Genomic DNA, 15,797 nt, shown 5'->3' with positions numbered 1-15,797 from the left:
CGGCATCCGAGATGACACCGCAGGAGATGCGGCGCAAGGGAAGCTGGGCCGTCCGTTTCTATGGTCGCGCCAAGTTGCCGCCCCTCGTCGATGCCAACGGCCGGCCGACCCGGCACGCCTTGTCGGCGCATGCCTGGGGCGAGCCGGTTCCGAGAACGGTGGCGGCGGCGCGGCGCATCGCCGCAAAAGGTGAGCGCCTGCTGGCGCGCTACCGCCGCGCCAAGACGCGGGCGAAGACGAAAGCCTAGCGCATCGTCGCCAGCTCGACCGCGCGGCCGCTGGCACCAACGATCTTCACCTTGTCCTTGCCGCACGTGAAGCTGCGGGCGAATTCGTCCGCCGCCTTGCGGGCGAGCTCATTGGCGTTCCGGTTGGCGATCGCGTCGACATAGGCAACGTGGCAGACGGGGCCGGGTGGCAGCCGGGTCACGATCAGCATGGCCTTGGTGTTCGGCCGCCCCTGCTTGTCGGGATCGGTGCCATCGGCGATGTGCCAGCGCTGGATCATCGCAAACGGCTTGGCCCCCGCAGTGCGCCATTCGACGGTGGTCTCGGACGAGTTGAACGGAGCGAACCAGACTTTTGCCGCCGGTTCCTCGGCCGCGGCCTTGCGATTGCGGCCGACGGAGACGACCTCACGAAGATCATCCTCGGCGATCAGGACCACGAGGCCATCCTTGCCCTTGCAGGCCCGCGTGGTGCTGCCGTCGAGCTCGCTGGGCTTGCCGATCTGGCGGCAATCCTTCGGGGCCGTCGAGGTATATTGGCTGCCCACGGATTGGGCGTCGGCGCGGCCGAGACCGCTGCACATCAGCAACATGGCCAGGAGCAACATGGCCAGGCCTGCGGTGGTGATGCGGAACATGACGACGCCTTTCGTCGAGCGGGAACTCCGTACCGTCAGACGTCTTGATTGTGGGCAAGGTTCAAACAGGGTCGACAGACACCTGACAGCGGCGCGGAATCGTTCTAGAAGAGCGGCTTCGCTTGGGCTCTTTCAGCCTCGTTCGCGTCCTCGTTTTTCGTGATCATGCCAGCCACCTCGTCCAACAAACCTTATCGCGTCGGCCGCTCGAAAACCGGGCTCGGCCTCTTCGCCACCAAGCCGATCAAGAAGGGCACCCGGATCATCCGTTATTACGGACCGATCCTGGACTCCCGGATTCCCGAGCACGACGACATCGAGAACAAATACCTGTTCGAGCTCAACGGCCGCTGGACCATCGACGGCTCGGTGCGCAAGAACCTCGCGCGCTACATCAACCATTCGTGCCGGCCCAACGCCGAATCCGACGTTCGGCCGCGCGAGCGCAAGGTCTTCATCCGCGCCATCAAGAACATCGAGCCGGGCGACGAGATCAATTACGACTACGGCACCGATTATTTCAAAGCCTACCTGAAGCCGATCGGCTGCAAGTGCGAATCTTGCGAGAAGAAGCGCAAGAAGCTGCGCGCCGAGGCGCGGGCCGAGCGCGCCAAGGTGAAGGCGCGCACGGAGCGCAAAGCGCAGAAGGCGGGTGCGAAGGCCGCCAAAAAGAAGAAGCTCAACGGCGTCGCTGTTGGCAAGGCGAACGGCCGCGCGCGGGCGTAGCCTGAGTTCGAGCTTCTCGCACAACTGTCCTGCCCCGCGAAAGCGAGGCATCCAGTACGCCGCGGCCTTTCCGTATGCGACGACTGCCTCTGGAATACTGGGTCGCCCGATCAAGCCGGGCGACGACAGCGAGTGATGTGGCCTCAGGCAGCCAGCACACTCCCGCTCCTGCGCAATCCCACATATTGCAGTTCGGCAAACACGCCGGTCGCGATCGCCTGTGCCACGACCATGAGCTCGCCGGCAAGGTTCGGCGACACCGCGCCCGAGAGCAGCAGCGCAATGCTGCCGACCGTCCAGGCCGCGTTGCCGACGACGACCAGCAGCACGAGCGGCTTTGCCACGGAGGCGCGTGAGGCGAGCCAGCCGACGAGTGCCGTGTAGGCGATCAGGAACAGGCCGGTCTCGCGCAGCAGCGCTTCAGGCAGGTTGAACAGCGACGCGAACGCGCTGGCGCCGAACGTGAAGCCGAGAGCGGCGACGCCGCTGAAGATCGCGTCGGCAAGGAGCGCGCGGCGAAGGAAGGTGGATGCGTCGATCATCGTGGGTCTCCATGGTTGGGGTGGCTCGAGGTGAAACTCAGTGCAATCCGCGCCACCAGGCCCGAAGCAGGCGGGCGAGGCGGAACGGGCAGAGGCTCCTGCCGACGCTGTGCTCGAAGGCCGTGACCTGCGCGACGACGTAGTCGCCAGTCGAATGCACCAGCGGCTCGGGCATGTTGAGGCTGCGCGCCAGCATCCGGGTTGCGAGCGCCATGGCCCAGGGAACTAGCTGGTCTGTGACGGTCCGGTAGAGCAGCAGTGCGATCATGGTCGTCTCCTGTTGCGACCCAAGATGCGCCGGCCGGCGGACCAATTCGATTACCTCCGACGTAATGGAAGGGCCGAAATCTGCGTGCTAGGTTTTCGACCATGAACGCACATGCATCCACGGCGCAGGCCGAACGCAGCCAACCAATCCATATCGGCGACCATTTGCGCGAATGGCGGCAGCGCCGCCGCATGAGCCAGCTCGATCTCGCCGGCGAGGCCGAAATCTCGGCGCGGCATTTGAGCTTCGTCGAGACCGGCCGCGCCGCACCCTCGCGCGACATGGTGCTCAGACTCGCCGAACGTCTCGACGTGCCATTGCGCGAACGCAACGTGCTGCTGGTCGCCGCCGGCTATGCCCCGGCCTTTCCGCAGCGCCCGCTGGAGGATCCCGCCTTGAAATCAGCTCGCCAGGCGATCGACCTCGTCCTCAAGGCGCACGAGCCCAATCCGGCGCTGGCTTATGACCGGCACTGGAATCTGGTCTCCGCCAACCGCATGCTGGCGCCGCTGCTCGCCGGCATTCCGCAGCGACTGCTCGGCCAGCCCTTGAACGTGCTGCGGCTCGCCTTCCATCCCGAGGCGCTGGCGCCGCGCACGGTCAATCTCGCGGAATGGTGCGGGCATCTCCTGGAGCGGTTGCACCGGCAATGCGAGGCGACGGCCGATCCCGAGCTGATCAAGCTGTACAACGACCTGAAGAGTTATCGGATCCCGGCGCGCGCGGCGCCGCTGTCGAGCGACAATGTCGCGATCCCCTTCAAGCTGCGCCACGACGGGGAGATACTCAGCTTCTTCTCCACCACCATGGTGTTCGGTACGCCCGTCGACATCACGCTGTCGGAGCTGGCTCTGGAAACCTTCTTCCCGGCCGACGAGCGCACTGCCGAGCGGCTCCGACAAATGGCAGCAGCCATGAGCTAGCGGCCTTGCCTCGGAACGGGTTCGGCTTATCTTTGGGCGCAACCCGCAACGCCCGAAGGAGGCGCTCATGAGCACCCTAAAGCCGCTCCAGATCGACGTCGTTTCCGACGTGGTGTGCCCCTGGTGCTATATCGGCAAGCACCGGATCGAGAGTGCGCTGGCGCTGGTGCCCGACGTTCCGGTCAAGCTCAATTTCCGTCCCTTCTTCCTCAATCCCTGGGTGCCGTCCGAGGGCATCAGCCGGGAGGAGTATCTCACCAAGAAGTTCGGCTCGGTCGAGGCCTATAAGGGCATTGCGAGACGCGTCGTTGCGGCCGCGGGCGAAGAGGGGCTCGTCTACCGGCCGGAGCTTGTCGCGCGTCAGCCCAACACCACCGACTGCCACCGCCTGATCCTCTGGGCCGAGGCGATCGGCAAGGCGCCCGAGATGAAGCAGCGCCTGATGGAGCTGTATTTCCGCGACGGCGGCGACCTCACCGATTTGAACGTGCTTGTAAAGGCGGCTGCCGATGTCGGCCTCGATGCCGACGACGTGCGCAAGCGCCTTGTAACCGACGAGGACGTCGCCCGCGTATCGGCGGACGCGCAGGAAGCCGCCGACAAGGGCATCTCCGGCGTGCCGACCTACGTGTTTGCGCAAATATACGCCGTCTCCGGCGCGCAGGATCCCAACATGCTCGCGCGCGCCATCCGCGAGGTCTCGGCGGAGATCAACGCGCAGGCGGCGGAGTAGGAGTTATCCTATTTACGAAGCAGGCGAACTGCGCGGCGCGCCGCCGCGTAGGCGATGCCGTGCGCCGCGAGCGCTCCGTGAACGAGCGCCACGATCGGGTCGTTCCGCCGCAACGGTATCAGCACGTCGCCGACGGCGAAGCGCCCGCGCCAGATCGGGTTGATCATGGGGTGATCGGCGCTCGCCGTGGAATCCGCGCTGGCGATGGCCGGATCGGCGCAAAGGCGGCGGGTGAGCTCGAGCGTGAGCTGCACGCCCGGCGAATATCTGGCAAAGCGCTCGTCGATACCGAGCTTGAAGAAGAAAGCGCGATCCTGATGGCGCAGCACGATGCCGGCGGCCACCGGCGCGGCGCCGGCGCGAAGGGTGATGATCTCGCATTGCGCGGTTTCTGCCAGCGCGGGAACGGCGCGGCGAATGAAGGTTGCATCGCCGGCATGCTGGACCAGCGCGGTTCCGCGCTTGCCCTTCCAGCCGCTGGCTTCGAGCTGCAGGAATGTTTCGAGCGCCGGTCCGATCTCGTCGGGGCTGTGCGCGACATCGAACACGACGGCGCCGTGGTCTTCGAGACGATGCCGTTGGCGGCGCAGCTCCTTGAGCTTTTTGGTACCGAGCGCGTTGCGTAGCAGCGTCTCACCGTCCAGCGTCGCGTCCAGGCTGGCGCGGATGTAGGAGCTCAGGAGGCGCGGCTTCAGGCCGTCGCGATTCAGGACCTGATTGAGGGCGGTCATTGCCGCCCCATCGAGCGCGACATCGTTCAGCACGAGCGCATGCGCTCCGGTCGCGCGGGCCTGCTGCAACAGGCGCGTCGCTGCCTCGGTCGGGGCATCGCGGTCGATCAGCGGGCTGCACAGCGTGCCGTAGGGATGGGCGCTCACCAGCGCGGGCAGGGGGATCTTCCATGCCCGCCAGAGCGAGATCACCGGCATAAGCCCGATCAACCGCGATCCATCGTATGCGGGAAGCGCCGAGGCATCGGTGCGGCCGCGCGCGGTTGCACTGACAGCGAGCTCCCAGCCCGGCAGGTAATATCCGTTAGGCTCGATCGCGCGCTGCGCGAGTGCGCGCCACTGGCCGGCTTCGATCGCCGCAAGCGGGACGCGCGCGCGCGCCGCCGCGGCAGGCTTTGCCGATGCCGGATTGATCGCAGCCTGGTGCGCGATGTCGACCACGTCCCGTCGTCCCCGTTCAGGAGGCCATGCTTAGCGCAAAGATTGGAAAATACCGTTGGGACGCCGCTTCAATTCGAGTGGTAATATTAACGTCTCGTTGAGCATCCGCCGGATGTCCCGATGGATACGACAGAATTGCTCTCGACCCGGAGGATCATCATGGTCGTCACACCTTTTACGCCGATTGCGTCGCTCTTTGGCGGCGCGTTGATCGGCCTGTCCGCCGTGCTGCTGATGTGGACGACGGGGCGAATCGCGGGAGTCAGCGGAATCGCGGCGCGGCTGTTTCCGCCTTACGAGGATCGGCAATTCGCCGGCCGGCTCGCCTTCGTCGCGGGCCTCGTCATCGCGCCCGTCCTGGTGCGCCTTGTCACCGGAAGCCTGCCGGCGCAAACGATCGCCGCCGGAACGCCGCTTCTGATTGTCGCGGGACTGCTCACCGGTTTTGGCGCGGTGTGGGGTAGCGGTTGCACCTCCGGCCACGGCGTCTGTGGCTTGTCGCGGTTGTCGGTGCGATCGCTGGTCGCGACCATGACCTTCATGGCGGCCGGCATGGCGACCGTCTTCGTGATGCGGCACTGGAGCTGACCGCGATGACAATCCTCATTCAACTCGGGATCGGTGTGGTCTTTGGCCTTGGCCTCATCGTCTCAGGCATGTCGAACCCGGCAAAGGTCCTGAATTTCCTGGACGTTGGCGGCATCCCGGCAGGAACGTGGGATGCAAGCCTCGCTTTCGTGATGGCCGGTGCGATCGCGGTGACCTTCATCGGCTTCGGCCGCGTCTTGAAACTGGCGCGGCCTGCCTTCGCCGATCGCTTCCATGTCCCAACGCGAAAAGATATCGATCCGAGAATTATCGCCGGTCCCGCCATCTTCGGTATCGGCTGGGGCCTTGTAGGCTTTTGTCCAGGCCCGGCGTTGACCGCGCTCGGATTTGGCTCGGCGTCCGCATTCATTTTCGTCGCCGCGATGTGTGCTGGCATGGTGCTCGCCCGCTTCATCGCGCAGCTTCCGTCGGCAACGCGTGTCGTCACGCCGGCAGATCCGCTCGAAACCTGACATGGACAGGACCGGGCGAGTTGTCTCGTCCGGTCCTGCCTGTCATGGCTTCATCGACTACCAGCGATCGCCGACACCGACGCCAACACTGACGCCGGGCGCGCGGATGCCGACGCCGCCGCGCGGACCATCGTCCCAGTCACGATAGGTGCGGCGCTCGTAGTAACGGTCGCGCGGCATGGTCGCGTAGGAGTCGCGCACGATCACGCGCGAGCCGCCGCGGGTGCGATAGCAATTGCCGGAATCGTCGCAGACCAGCCGCACTTCCTGGACGAGATCGGGGCTGGTGTACTCGCTGGTCGTGTAGACGTCGGCGGCCTTCGCGCCGCTCACCGCTGCCAAGGCTCCGACGCCAGCCAGCAATGCAATCGTGAATGTCCTCATCATGTCCTCCTCGAAACTGCCCTCGGCGGTAACAAGAAGGGGAGGCGGCGATCGTTCCGGCAGAACTACAGGTTTTTCCCGGAACCGGATCGCTTGTCGGCGTGATTTGTTCCTAGATCGGTTCGTAGCTTTCCGATCCGCAGATGTCGTCCGCTTCGGCGCGGCGGCGATCGATTACCTTTCCGCCCGATATGGTCACGATGTAGGTCTGTGGGCCGAGCGGCGAGCCGGTCGCCGAGGTGAGCTGGGCGCGGACGCAAGCTGTCCAGCCCGGTCCCCGCACCTCACGATGAGGCGTGGCGACATGCACCTCACGCGGATAGGACGTGCTGAGGAAGACGAATTCGATCTGCTCGCGCACGACGCGCTTGACGTCAGGGGGCGCTTCGGGCGGAGGCTGCTCGGCCTCCTTCATGCGCATGAACTCGGGCACCGGTGCGCGGCTGTCCGCAAAGCCGCAGGCCCCGAGCGCGAGCGCGCTGGCCAGCAGCGCGGCATGAATAATGATCCGCAACATCCGTGAAGGTCCCCTGCGGGCCAAAATAGGCACGAATGCGATCCGACGAAGACCCGGCCGATCAAGATTTGCTGAAGCCAGCATTTCCCGAAGCCAAGATTTCCTCAGGCCGTTGGAGCCCGCAGCATTGGCTATTCCATAATTGCCGGCTAGTTTGTGCGCCAGACGAGGGGGATTGCGTCCATGAGGATTTTGATCATAGCGGCCGCGGTGCTGGCGCTGGCGGTTGCCTCCGCGCAGGCGCAGATGGGCGGCGGCAGGCGTCAGCCTAACGAGGGCGGCCAGAAGGCGGACAACAAGCCCAAGGTCGACGAGAAGGCCTACAAGGCCGCACTCGAGCGCATTCCCGAGTCCAAGGAGAAGTACGATCCGTGGAGCGGGGCGCGTCCGCCTGAACCTGCCAAGAAGCCGAAATAGGTGAGGCGGGCGCTGGCGACCCGCTCCTGCTATTTGGCCGCTCTCATCACGCTCCTCGCATCGTCACCGCAGCCAAGCATCGGGCGGCAAACGGCTGGCCCATAGCGAGCCTGCTGGCCAGGCGAGGTTTCGTCGTCGTGCTCGCCCGCGACACCGGCAACCCATGTGAATCTGCGTGAGCCGTCGCCGTCGCATCAAGCAATGATCATCGTGTTGTGGACGTGATGCGAATGATCATTCACACGGTATGCACTACTGTACGAAAGCGAGGCCGATGCGCCTCTCGCTGCGCCAGACGGGGCGGCATTTCCGCACGAAATTGTCGCGCGCGATCGCGAGCGTGAACGATTGCGGCACTGCGACGAGGGTATCGAGGTCGATTGCGGCGCCGTCCGCCGACATGTTTCGCACCGTGCACGTGATGCCGCAATTTTCAAAGGTGATCGTTCCACCCTTGAAAACACGGTAACGCTGCGCTGCACGCTTCTCGATCATCCGCGTTAATCCATAATGATATTTGTGAAGTAGTGCATAGAAATTACGTTGAACTAAACTCAATACTGGCGCTACTTGCACAGCGCTTCAGATTTCGTTTACGACGTCGAAGCGGAAGTCACTCCGCGGATTTTCCCCCAAGCTGTTCCTTTGTGGCGCTACGCGCCGATGGAGATATTGATGAAGACCACGCTTTCGCTTCTGTTCGCCGCAGCGCTCTCGCTGTCGTCCATGCCCGCCCATGCCACCAAGCTCGATCTCGCGACCATGAGCTGCAAACAGTTCCTGGAGAGCGGCGACGACACCATCAAGATGGTGCTGACCTGGATGGACGGCTGGTACAAGGGAGATGAAGAGAACGCGATCATCGACACCGACGTGTTCGTCGAGAACGCCAAGCAGTTCGGCAGCTATTGCGGAAAGAATCCGAACGTCAGCATCGTCACGGCGGCTGACGAAGTGCTCGGCAAGTGACTTCTCCCGCGTGACGGCGCGACGCGCGATCGCATTTCCTGCCTCGACATGACGCTATCGAGAGCCGCGGTGCGCTGTGCGCTCACGCGGCTTTCTTCTTTGATGCTCACCCCGGCAGCATCGCGAACGCGCTCGACACCATCGCCACCGGCTTGTTGTCGGTGGCCGAGAGCAGCGTGACCCGGCCAAAGCTCATGGTGCGCCCGAGTCGGACCACGCGGGCGTCGGCCAGCACGTCCGACGAGGAGACTGCGCGCATGAAATGCGTGGTCTGGTCGACCGTCGTCATCGGACGATAGCCGCGGTTGGCGGCGAGGTTCGCAATCACCATGGCGGTATCGGCCAGCGCCATCAGCGCCTGGCCGCAGACCACGCCGCCGTTGCGGCACAGGCGCTCCGAGAACGGCATGCGCAGGAGCGCTGCCGGCTGCCAGTCCGGCACGTCCGGCGGCGGCAGGTGCTCGATGCGCTCGACCGACAGGTTGAGATCCTGGACCCAGGGCGCAAAGACCTCGCCGAGGATGCGTCTGGCTTCAGTGATGCCGAACTCGGCTTCTGGCTGCGATGGCATTGCTGTCGTTTCCTCCGTGTTGCCGGATGTTCGGCATTCCGAGCGGACCAGCGCGGCAAAGTCACCCGGACTGCCGCGGGTCCGGTCGGCTTGAAAATGCCTGACTTCGCCCGGTATGATGCCACGGAGTGGGTATGGGTGGGTGATGTTGCGTCGGTATGTCCTCGTGTTTTGTCTGGCCGGGCTCGGACTGTTGCTGAACGGGTGCACCAAGTGCGGCCCGATCTGGGACGACTGGCTCCACGCGCCGAAATCGTGCAAATCGGACCGGCTCTAGCGGGCCGGACAGCCCCTGCGGTTGTGCCAGGGGTGACAAGGCGCGGGCGACCCGCGCCGCCATGGATGATCAAGGAGTCGATGATGAAGCTTTTCCGTATGGCCGCGGTGCTGGCTGTTCTGGCGGGACCGACCGTGCTGGCGGGACCGGCCTCTGCGCAAATGCCCAATCTCAATTTGCTGCAGGACGGTCCGGGCAAGACCCCTGAGGAGAAGGCCGCGGAAGCCGAGCGTGACAAGGCCTACAAGGAAACGCTGAAGAAGATTCCGGATTCCAAGGCCTCCAACGATCCCTGGGGCGGCATGCGCTCCGACCCGCCGAAGCAGGCGGCGGCGCCAAAGGCGTCGGCCGCGACCGGTGCGCCGAAGAAGAAGTCCGGCACGACTGCCAATTGACCTTCTGTCCGATCGGAGGCGGCTGATGCCTCCGGCCGGGACTCCATTTCGGCCGGCCCGCTTCCTACATTGCGCGAGAGCGTATTGCGTAAAGGAGGCGGGATATGGCCGATCGTCCGCGAGATCTCGCCGAGCGGATGGCGCGCCGGCGCAAGATGGGCGGCAAGCCCGGCGCGAGGGCCGGCGACGGCTATCTGCGCGAAACCTTCACGCTGCCACGCGCGGCGGCACGGGAGAGGGCGCAGGCTTTCTTCACCCGCTACCCCAAGGCCGGCTATATGAGCGCGGTCGAGACCTGGCGCGAGCTGCCCGGCGGCGACATCGAATTCACGATGCGGCGGCTGCCCAGCGCGGATTAGGCTTGGCCCCTATTCGAAGGTTTCCGATGTGATGCGGATCCGGAACACGGGCTCCTTGGCCTCGTCCAGCAGCTCCATATTCCATTCGGAATTTTCCTGGAGCTTGCGGGCGATGCCGGCAGCCATGTCGGCGCAGACGCTGGTCATCTCCTTCCAGGCCAGATCGCGATCGGCAAATTCCGACGCCTGGTCGGCACAGCCGGAATAGCTGCCGTTCCGGATTCGAAAGAAGTAGAGCGGCATGGTTCGCACCGATCGCGCCTGATGGCTCCGTCCCCACGGCCATAATCGCGAGCAGTCCAATCCCAAACCGTCGGCAGATCAATTCCGGTCGGCTACGGAATAGCCCCATGGGCGCCGCTGTGTCCTATAGGCCATGACGGCTGCGGCGCGCCGGGGCCCGCCAGCCCGCCGACGATCTCGGTCCTGCCGTTTAGGCCTGCCGCTCAGGCGGTTTTGCGCCCGATCGCCTTCAGCTCCCGATCGATGCGCAGCTGCACCCGCCGGATCGCCAACAGATCGATCTTGGTCTCGGTTCGGCCGGTCTTGATCTGCTCGCCGATCCGGAACTGCCACTGCCAGATGCCGGGAAGTGCCGTCTTGGCGACGGTGAACTCGACGCCCCTGTGATTCATGGCCTTCTCCCACGATTCACTTCCATCACTGAGAACATGCTGGGCGGCACAATATTCCAGCGAAAGCCAAATCTGTCGGTAAGCCCTGGATAGCTCACGGGTATCTCGCAAACGCAGGCGCGCCGAAACATTCGAAATCGGATGTCGAAAGGCGCCGGCCACGCGCGGCGGCGCGAGACCTCATGCCCGTGGTTCTCCGACCAAGAACAGAGTTCCTGGGATGGGTAAGGGCACCTTCCGGACCGCGGCGGCATGTGCCTTGCTTGGCCCGATCACGGTCAACAACATGGGCGCGTCATGCCGGGCATTCCCCGCCGCTATTCTCATTTCGTGTTCGGAATCATCCAGTCCGGACTGACCTCGCTGATCGCCGCGGGCATCGCCAGCTTTCCGGCAGGGAACGCACTGGACTTCCTCGCGCACTGGATGGTGTCGTGGCTGATCGCATGGGCGGCGATGCTGCCGATCGTGCTGCTCGCGGCGCCGGCGATCCGCGCCTTCTCGCTGCGGCTGACGCAGGAGGAGGGCGGTTCGCAAACCGGCCGGCCGGCATGGAAATCGGCATCAAAATCGGAATGAAATCGGAATGAAAAACCCCGCTTGGAAGAACCAAGCGGGGAAAGGTTGTTGGAGGCTGAGGTGCTGGGCTGCAACACCATAGCCAGGCGACCCTAGCCGGCTCAGCTTACGACAGCCTGACAAGGCCTGATGGTGGCAGCAAAAGCCGGACCTCGGCGGGCCGCAGACTGGCCCTGCACCGGTCCCAATTTCGACATCCGTTCGCACAACTCAGGACACAACCGCAGGCGAGATTCCGCAGCGACGGTGCTGCCATGGGGGAAACGTGGCGCACCGGCAACGGGGTGGCATCATGGACAACGTAGAGCGGTCATTCGCCGCCGCAACGGCGGCTGGCTTCGTCGTGCTGGTGATCGGCATCGGGTTGCTGGTTCTGCTATAGGCGGCGTTGGGTGCCGGGATATGGCTCCGGGACTGGAAAGGCCCATGCGCGCCTTTCAAAAACACGAAAACAACCCCATGCACAGTAGCCCGCCAGAAAATTCTCTCGTTCAATCAATGGTTTACTGGTAGTAATTAGATACCATATCGACTCGGACTCGCCTCCACGGCCATCCGAATCCCGATTCCCGTGCCGATCTTTTTGAGATCAATGGCGCCGCTCCGGCCTCGTCGCTGGCGCGTTGCCGCTGGCGAACACCGCCGCCGCCTGCCCAGCCAGCCGGCCTGTCAGCTCCTAAGCCCTCGTCCCCGCGGCCTTAGTGAACCTTGATCGCGTCCAGCGGCAGATGGAGTTCGGCGGCACGCTCTTCGCGATCCTTCTTGCGGAACTCGTTTTCCTTGCGCTCGAACTTGCTCAGCTCCTCTCGCGCCGCCTCCAGCAGTGGAGTGCGCCGGCTCGTATCGTGATGCGTATTTTCCGTCATGATTGGAAGTCCCAGAGTTGCAGTCTCATCCAAGAGAAGGCCGCAGACCGCGAAAGGTTCGGTGCCGCAGGATTACCGAATTCTGGCGGCGTGCGGGTCATCCGTCTTTGATGCGCGTCAGCCAGAGCGTGCAAATTCCCAAAAGAACATATTGCGAACCTAGAACAAATAGGGTACATTGCTTTTATCGCCGCGCCGCCTCGCCAATCGTTTGTCCCTCACGCGAATCCTCGTCATAAGGAGCACGACCCGATGTCCACCACTGCCCTGCGTATCGTCGAAGGATCCTCCATGGACAAGAGTAAAGCTCTCGCCGCCGCGCTCTCCCAGATCGAGCGGCAGTTCGGCAAGGGCTCGGTGATGAAGCTGGGCAAGAACGACCGTTCGATGGATGTCGAGGCGATCTCGTCGGGCTCGTTGGGGCTCGATATCGCGCTCGGGATCGGCGGCCTGCCGAAGGGGCGCGTCGTGGAGATCTACGGGCCGGAATCCTCGGGCAAGACCACGCTGGCGCTGCACACGGTTGCGGAAGGGCAGAAGAAGGGCGGCATCTGCGCCTTCATCGACGCCGAGCACGCGCTCGACCCGGTCTATGCGCGCAAGCTGGGCGTCAACATCGACGAGCTCCTGATCTCCCAGCCGGACACCGGCGAGCAGGCGCTGGAAATCTGCGACACGCTGGTGCGCTCCGGCGCGGTCGACGTGCTGGTGATCGATTCGGTCGCGGCCCTGGTGCCGAAAGCCGAGCTCGAGGGCGAGATGGGCGACGCGCTGCCGGGCCTGCAGGCCCGTCTGATGAGCCAGGCGCTGCGCAAGCTGACGGCGTCCATCAACAAGTCCAATACCATGGTGATCTTCATCAACCAGATCCGCATGAAGATCGGTGTGATGTACGGCTCGCCGGAGACCACCACCGGCGGCAACGCGCTGAAATTCTACGCCTCCATCCGTCTCGACATCCGCCGCATCGGCGCGATCAAGGAGCGCGACGAGGTTGTCGGCAACACCACCCGCGTCAAGGTCGTGAAGAACAAGCTGGCGCCGCCCTTCAAGCAGGTCGAGTTCGACATCATGTACGGCGAGGGCGTCTCCAAGATGGGCGAGATCCTCGATCTCGGCGTCAAGGCCGGCATCGTCGAGAAATCCGGCGCATGGTTCTCCTATGACAGCCAGCGTCTTGGCCAGGGCCGCGAGAATTCGAAAGCATTCCTGAAGGCCAACCCCGACATCACCGCCAAGATCGAAACCTCGATCCGCCAGAACTCCGGCCTGATCGCCGAGCAGATTCTCGCCGGGAGCCCCGAGCGTGACGCCGACGGCGAGGAGCCGGGAGACGAGTAAGTTTTAACGCGAACAGTTTTTCGCGAGGAGCGGGCGCTGAAGACGTTGAGTTGCCGACGTCTTCGGTGCCCGTTTCGTTTTTGCGTTAGCGTGATCGGGTGGTGTGATGTGGGCAATAACAAAGCTCATCGTGACGACCGACTCGTCCATCGCCGGCGCCATTCAACAGGCGGGCCTTGCTGATCTCGTAATTACGATCGAGCGCCGGCTCGTGTGGGGACGATTGCCGTCCGATGCTGAGCTCGACGCGTTTTTTGCACCGCGTACAACACAGCCTCGAGGGCTTCATTGGCTCGACGACACGCCGTCCTGGCGTCTCGAGGAATCGGGTGCGATGGATCGAGGATTCATCGACCTGCTAGGGGATTACGACTCAGTCGAGTTTTGGCGGGGACCCGAGCCAAATGCGCAATTGATCCTGCTCTGGCTGCTCGATCATTGGCGCCGCCGACACGATGCGAATCCCGACTTTGTTGTCTGCTCTCTGTTCTTGGGCGTCAGTGACGTCGACCCACCGCGAGATAAATCCCACCCGCCGGTTGTCGAGATCACGCCTCGCCAACTCAAATCGGCCAGCCGTGCATGGCGGGCCTATTGTGCGCCAACCCCGGAAAGCTGGCGCGATCTCTTCAAGACGGATTTGAGCTGGCTGCCGCAACTTGCACATCACGTGACGGCTCTTCTCAATGAGCTACCGCGCCCGGCTTCGGGCCTCGGCGCCACGGAGCTGCGGATACTCCAGCTCATCGCGCGAGGCGGTCTGCAACCTTTCGATGTCTTTCCGGGGCGTCAGAAGCACGAGGAGCTGCATGTCTACGGATATTGGGAAGTTGGCGCATTGCTGGATGGGCTCGCCCGGTGCGATAGGCCAGCGGTCGCCGGACTGGATGAAGGCCCGTTTTCCCTGGAGATGCACAACGATCCCGTCCGTTTCGATCGGTACAAGCGATCGCAATTGTCGCTGACCGAGTTCGGCAAGGCGGTGCTAGGAGGCGACGACAACTTTCGCAGGCACAATCGGATTGATCGCTGGTGGGGCGGCACTCATCTGACCCATGAGCGGCTCTGGCGGTGGGACGGCGAGACCCGCGCCCTTGTCGCGCCCGGATGATTATTGCGTATCAATTTTGAGAGGCAATCGTGTCCCATTTGATTCTGACGACGAACGATCGCGCGGAGAGCACGCTTCGCCAGACGCGCCTCGCGAATGTTGTGCTCGGATTCTATCCACGGTTCGTCTGGACGAAATTGCCTTCCGAGGAGCGGCTTTTGATGGGGCTGGAGCGCCGATCGGAAAAGCACAGCAATCCCGGCGATCATTGGCTCTCTGACGCTTGTCCCGATGCGCTCGACGGTTTCGGCACGCGCGATATCGGCCTCTTCGAGCTGTGTGCGAAGTTCGACACAATTGAAATATGGGTCGATCCCCGGCCCAATGATCAGCTTGTGCTGGTCTGGCTGCTGGACCTGCTTCGCCCTCACAGGGAGATCACGACGAAGCTGAGCCTGGTACACGCGGACGACCGTATTGCGGACTATGCGCCGGAGTCGATCGCAAAATGGAAGCTGCCGGCCTTCAAGGTGACCGAGAGCCATTTGGTGATGGCAAGCCGCGCCTGGAAAGCCTATCGGGCTGAAACTCCGGAATCCTGTTTCGATCTGCTGATGACGGATCTGGCGATCCTGCCGAGACTTCGCTCGGCGCTGATTGCGGTGCTTGAAGAGCTTCCAGACAGTGTGACGGGCCTAGGTGCCACCGAAATGGATATTCTGGACTTTGTGAACGACGGGCACACCGACCCGAGGCGTGTCACCGAGGCGTGGTGGATCCGCGATGTGTTCGACGAAGACGGCGCGCGCGATGCCTTGCTCGAATTGGGGGCACATTCGGTGCCGGCGGTCCTGTTCGGCGATCCGGCGTTCAACAATGAGGACCGCTACTTCGGTCGGAGCGAGTGGAAGGTCACGCTGACCGAACTCGGTCGTTCAATTTTTGCGCGCGAAGACGACATGTGGCGCCACAACCCGATCAAGCGCTGGTGGGGTGGGACTGAACTGACCAACGAGCGGCTGTGGCGATGGGATCGCGAGACGCGCTCGCTGGTCAAGCCCTGACATGCATCCAGAGTGCAGGGGTCGGTAGGGTGGGCAAAGGCGCGCAAGTGCCGTGCCCACCATATCTCAACTCAGACAAGGA

General features: G+C 63.6%; 25 protein-coding genes. 14 read left to right on the top strand and 11 right to left on the bottom strand.

What is annotated here, in order from left to right; translation table 11 throughout:
* Nucleotides 1–248 (top strand): DUF6321 domain-containing protein (locus tag IVB47_RS01805; RefSeq protein ID WP_247459490.1); only part of this gene is annotated, 248 nt, incomplete at its 5' end.
* On the opposite strand, the gene IVB47_RS01800 is transcribed toward IVB47_RS01805, so the two are convergent.
* On the bottom strand, nucleotides 245–865 hold the full coding sequence (locus IVB47_RS01800; RefSeq protein WP_247459488.1) for a hypothetical protein: 621 nt from the start codon (nucleotides 863–865) through the stop codon (nucleotides 245–247). The genes IVB47_RS01805 and IVB47_RS01800 overlap by 4 nt on opposite strands.
* Nucleotides 866–1,030: 165 nt before the next feature.
* Between IVB47_RS01800 and IVB47_RS01795 the strand changes: the two genes are divergently transcribed.
* Nucleotides 1,031–1,591: an SET domain-containing protein gene (locus IVB47_RS01795; protein WP_027567622.1), complete on the top strand. Its 561-nt coding sequence runs from the start codon at nucleotides 1,031–1,033 to the stop codon at nucleotides 1,589–1,591.
* A 143-nt stretch (nucleotides 1,592–1,734) separates the two neighbouring features.
* Here IVB47_RS01795 and IVB47_RS01790 read toward each other — a convergent pair whose 3' ends face one another.
* Together IVB47_RS01790 and IVB47_RS01785 are read right to left on the bottom strand one after the other, a co-directional pair.
* Entirely contained in the window at nucleotides 1,735–2,133 is a 399-nt protein-coding gene (locus IVB47_RS01790; RefSeq protein WP_018456396.1) for a hypothetical protein, read from the bottom strand.
* 37 nt (nucleotides 2,134–2,170) lie between these two features.
* Entirely contained in the window at nucleotides 2,171–2,401 is a 231-nt protein-coding gene (locus tag IVB47_RS01785) for a hypothetical protein (RefSeq protein WP_026233166.1), read from the bottom strand.
* A gap of 101 nt (nucleotides 2,402–2,502) precedes the next feature.
* Here IVB47_RS01785 and IVB47_RS01780 point away from each other — a divergent pair, with 101 nt between their 5' ends.
* Entirely contained in the window at nucleotides 2,503–3,324 is an 822-nt protein-coding gene (locus IVB47_RS01780; RefSeq protein WP_247459487.1) for a helix-turn-helix transcriptional regulator, read from the top strand.
* 67 nt (nucleotides 3,325–3,391) lie between these two features.
* A complete protein-coding gene (locus IVB47_RS01775; protein WP_247459486.1) occupies nucleotides 3,392–4,057 on the top strand; it encodes a DsbA family oxidoreductase in 666 nt (221 codons plus the stop codon).
* A gap of 8 nt (nucleotides 4,058–4,065) precedes the next feature.
* On the opposite strand, the gene IVB47_RS01770 is transcribed toward IVB47_RS01775, so the two are convergent.
* Complete coding sequence (locus tag IVB47_RS01770) at nucleotides 4,066–5,229, bottom strand: GNAT family N-acetyltransferase (RefSeq protein ID WP_247459485.1); 1,164 nt, start codon at nucleotides 5,227–5,229, stop codon at nucleotides 4,066–4,068.
* Nucleotides 5,230–5,388: 159 nt separating this feature from the next.
* On the opposite strand from IVB47_RS01770, the gene IVB47_RS01765 reads away from it, so the two are divergent.
* Nucleotides 5,389–5,817: a YeeE/YedE family protein gene (locus IVB47_RS01765; RefSeq protein WP_247400545.1), complete on the top strand. Its 429-nt coding sequence runs from the start codon at nucleotides 5,389–5,391 to the stop codon at nucleotides 5,815–5,817.
* A gap of 5 nt (nucleotides 5,818–5,822) precedes the next feature.
* Nucleotides 5,823–6,290, top strand: coding sequence for a DUF6691 family protein (locus IVB47_RS01760; RefSeq protein ID WP_247459484.1), 468 nt, complete (start codon nucleotides 5,823–5,825; stop codon nucleotides 6,288–6,290).
* A gap of 57 nt (nucleotides 6,291–6,347) precedes the next feature.
* Here IVB47_RS01760 and IVB47_RS01755 read toward each other — a convergent pair whose 3' ends face one another.
* Together IVB47_RS01755 and IVB47_RS01750 are read right to left on the bottom strand one after the other, a co-directional pair.
* Nucleotides 6,348–6,677, bottom strand: coding sequence for a hypothetical protein (locus tag IVB47_RS01755; protein ID WP_035961409.1), 330 nt, complete (start codon nucleotides 6,675–6,677; stop codon nucleotides 6,348–6,350).
* 109 nt (nucleotides 6,678–6,786) lie between these two features.
* Complete coding sequence (locus tag IVB47_RS01750) at nucleotides 6,787–7,191, bottom strand: hypothetical protein (protein ID WP_027567630.1); 405 nt, start codon at nucleotides 7,189–7,191, stop codon at nucleotides 6,787–6,789.
* Nucleotides 7,192–7,374: 183 nt separating this feature from the next.
* Here IVB47_RS01750 and IVB47_RS01745 point away from each other — a divergent pair, with 183 nt between their 5' ends.
* Entirely contained in the window at nucleotides 7,375–7,608 is a 234-nt protein-coding gene (locus IVB47_RS01745; protein ID WP_247400416.1) for a hypothetical protein, read from the top strand.
* Nucleotides 7,609–7,860: 252 nt separating this feature from the next.
* Here the strand turns inward: IVB47_RS01745 and IVB47_RS01740 are convergent, their stop codons facing one another.
* Nucleotides 7,861–8,103, bottom strand: coding sequence for a PilZ domain-containing protein (locus IVB47_RS01740; RefSeq protein WP_247362512.1), 243 nt, complete (start codon nucleotides 8,101–8,103; stop codon nucleotides 7,861–7,863).
* Nucleotides 8,104–8,283: 180 nt separating this feature from the next.
* Between IVB47_RS01740 and IVB47_RS01735 the strand changes: the two genes are divergently transcribed.
* Nucleotides 8,284–8,577, top strand: a complete 294-nt coding sequence (locus IVB47_RS01735) for an HdeA/HdeB family chaperone (protein WP_027567633.1) — start codon at nucleotides 8,284–8,286, stop codon at nucleotides 8,575–8,577.
* Nucleotides 8,578–8,683: 106 nt separating this feature from the next.
* Here the strand turns inward: IVB47_RS01735 and IVB47_RS01730 are convergent, their stop codons facing one another.
* Complete coding sequence (locus IVB47_RS01730) at nucleotides 8,684–9,148, bottom strand: PaaI family thioesterase (RefSeq protein ID WP_007612196.1); 465 nt, start codon at nucleotides 9,146–9,148, stop codon at nucleotides 8,684–8,686.
* Between the two features lie 360 nt (nucleotides 9,149–9,508).
* Here IVB47_RS01730 and IVB47_RS01725 point away from each other — a divergent pair, with 360 nt between their 5' ends.
* Nucleotides 9,509–9,820 carry a hypothetical protein gene (locus IVB47_RS01725; RefSeq protein WP_027567635.1) on the top strand — a complete coding sequence of 104 codons (312 nt, stop codon included), beginning with the start codon at nucleotides 9,509–9,511 and terminating at the stop codon, nucleotides 9,818–9,820.
* A gap of 104 nt (nucleotides 9,821–9,924) precedes the next feature.
* Nucleotides 9,925–10,179, top strand: coding sequence for a hypothetical protein (locus IVB47_RS01720; protein WP_027567636.1), 255 nt, complete (start codon nucleotides 9,925–9,927; stop codon nucleotides 10,177–10,179).
* Between the two features lie 9 nt (nucleotides 10,180–10,188).
* Here IVB47_RS01720 and IVB47_RS01715 read toward each other — a convergent pair whose 3' ends face one another.
* Both IVB47_RS01715 and IVB47_RS01710 read right to left on the bottom strand, forming a co-directional pair.
* Nucleotides 10,189–10,422: a hypothetical protein gene (locus IVB47_RS01715; protein ID WP_027518878.1), complete on the bottom strand. Its 234-nt coding sequence runs from the start codon at nucleotides 10,420–10,422 to the stop codon at nucleotides 10,189–10,191.
* A 203-nt stretch (nucleotides 10,423–10,625) separates the two neighbouring features.
* Nucleotides 10,626–10,814: a hypothetical protein gene (locus IVB47_RS01710; RefSeq protein WP_027567637.1), complete on the bottom strand. Its 189-nt coding sequence runs from the start codon at nucleotides 10,812–10,814 to the stop codon at nucleotides 10,626–10,628.
* Between the two features lie 297 nt (nucleotides 10,815–11,111).
* Here IVB47_RS01710 and IVB47_RS01705 point away from each other — a divergent pair, with 297 nt between their 5' ends.
* Nucleotides 11,112–11,393: a DUF2798 domain-containing protein gene (locus IVB47_RS01705; protein WP_027567638.1), complete on the top strand. Its 282-nt coding sequence runs from the start codon at nucleotides 11,112–11,114 to the stop codon at nucleotides 11,391–11,393.
* Nucleotides 11,394–12,091: 698 nt separating this feature from the next.
* Here the strand turns inward: IVB47_RS01705 and IVB47_RS01700 are convergent.
* Complete coding sequence (locus IVB47_RS01700) at nucleotides 12,092–12,259, bottom strand: hypothetical protein (RefSeq protein WP_197031139.1); 168 nt, start codon at nucleotides 12,257–12,259, stop codon at nucleotides 12,092–12,094.
* A gap of 252 nt (nucleotides 12,260–12,511) precedes the next feature.
* Between IVB47_RS01700 and recA the strand changes: the two genes are divergently transcribed.
* The 3 genes from recA (at nucleotide 12,512) to IVB47_RS01685 (ending at nucleotide 15,715) form a co-directional block, all read left to right on the top strand.
* The gene (gene recA / locus IVB47_RS01695; protein ID WP_092028156.1) at nucleotides 12,512–13,600 is read left to right on the top strand and encodes a recombinase RecA; all 1,089 of its coding nucleotides are present in this window, start codon (nucleotides 12,512–12,514) and stop codon (nucleotides 13,598–13,600) included.
* Nucleotides 13,601–13,730: 130 nt separating this feature from the next.
* On the top strand, nucleotides 13,731–14,711 hold the full coding sequence (locus tag IVB47_RS01690) for a hypothetical protein (RefSeq protein WP_247459483.1): 981 nt from the start codon (nucleotides 13,731–13,733) through the stop codon (nucleotides 14,709–14,711).
* 29 nt (nucleotides 14,712–14,740) lie between these two features.
* Nucleotides 14,741–15,715, top strand: coding sequence for a hypothetical protein (locus IVB47_RS01685; RefSeq protein ID WP_247459482.1), 975 nt, complete (start codon nucleotides 14,741–14,743; stop codon nucleotides 15,713–15,715).
* Nucleotides 15,716–15,797: the final 82 nt, after the last annotated feature.

The sequence above is a fragment of the Bradyrhizobium sp. 62 genome, from assembly GCF_023073035.1.
In the GTDB taxonomy this organism is placed as follows: domain Bacteria; phylum Pseudomonadota; class Alphaproteobacteria; order Rhizobiales; family Xanthobacteraceae; genus Bradyrhizobium.
The sequence above is the reverse complement of the archived record's forward strand: the minus strand, read 5'-3'. Positions and strand labels throughout refer to the sequence as shown.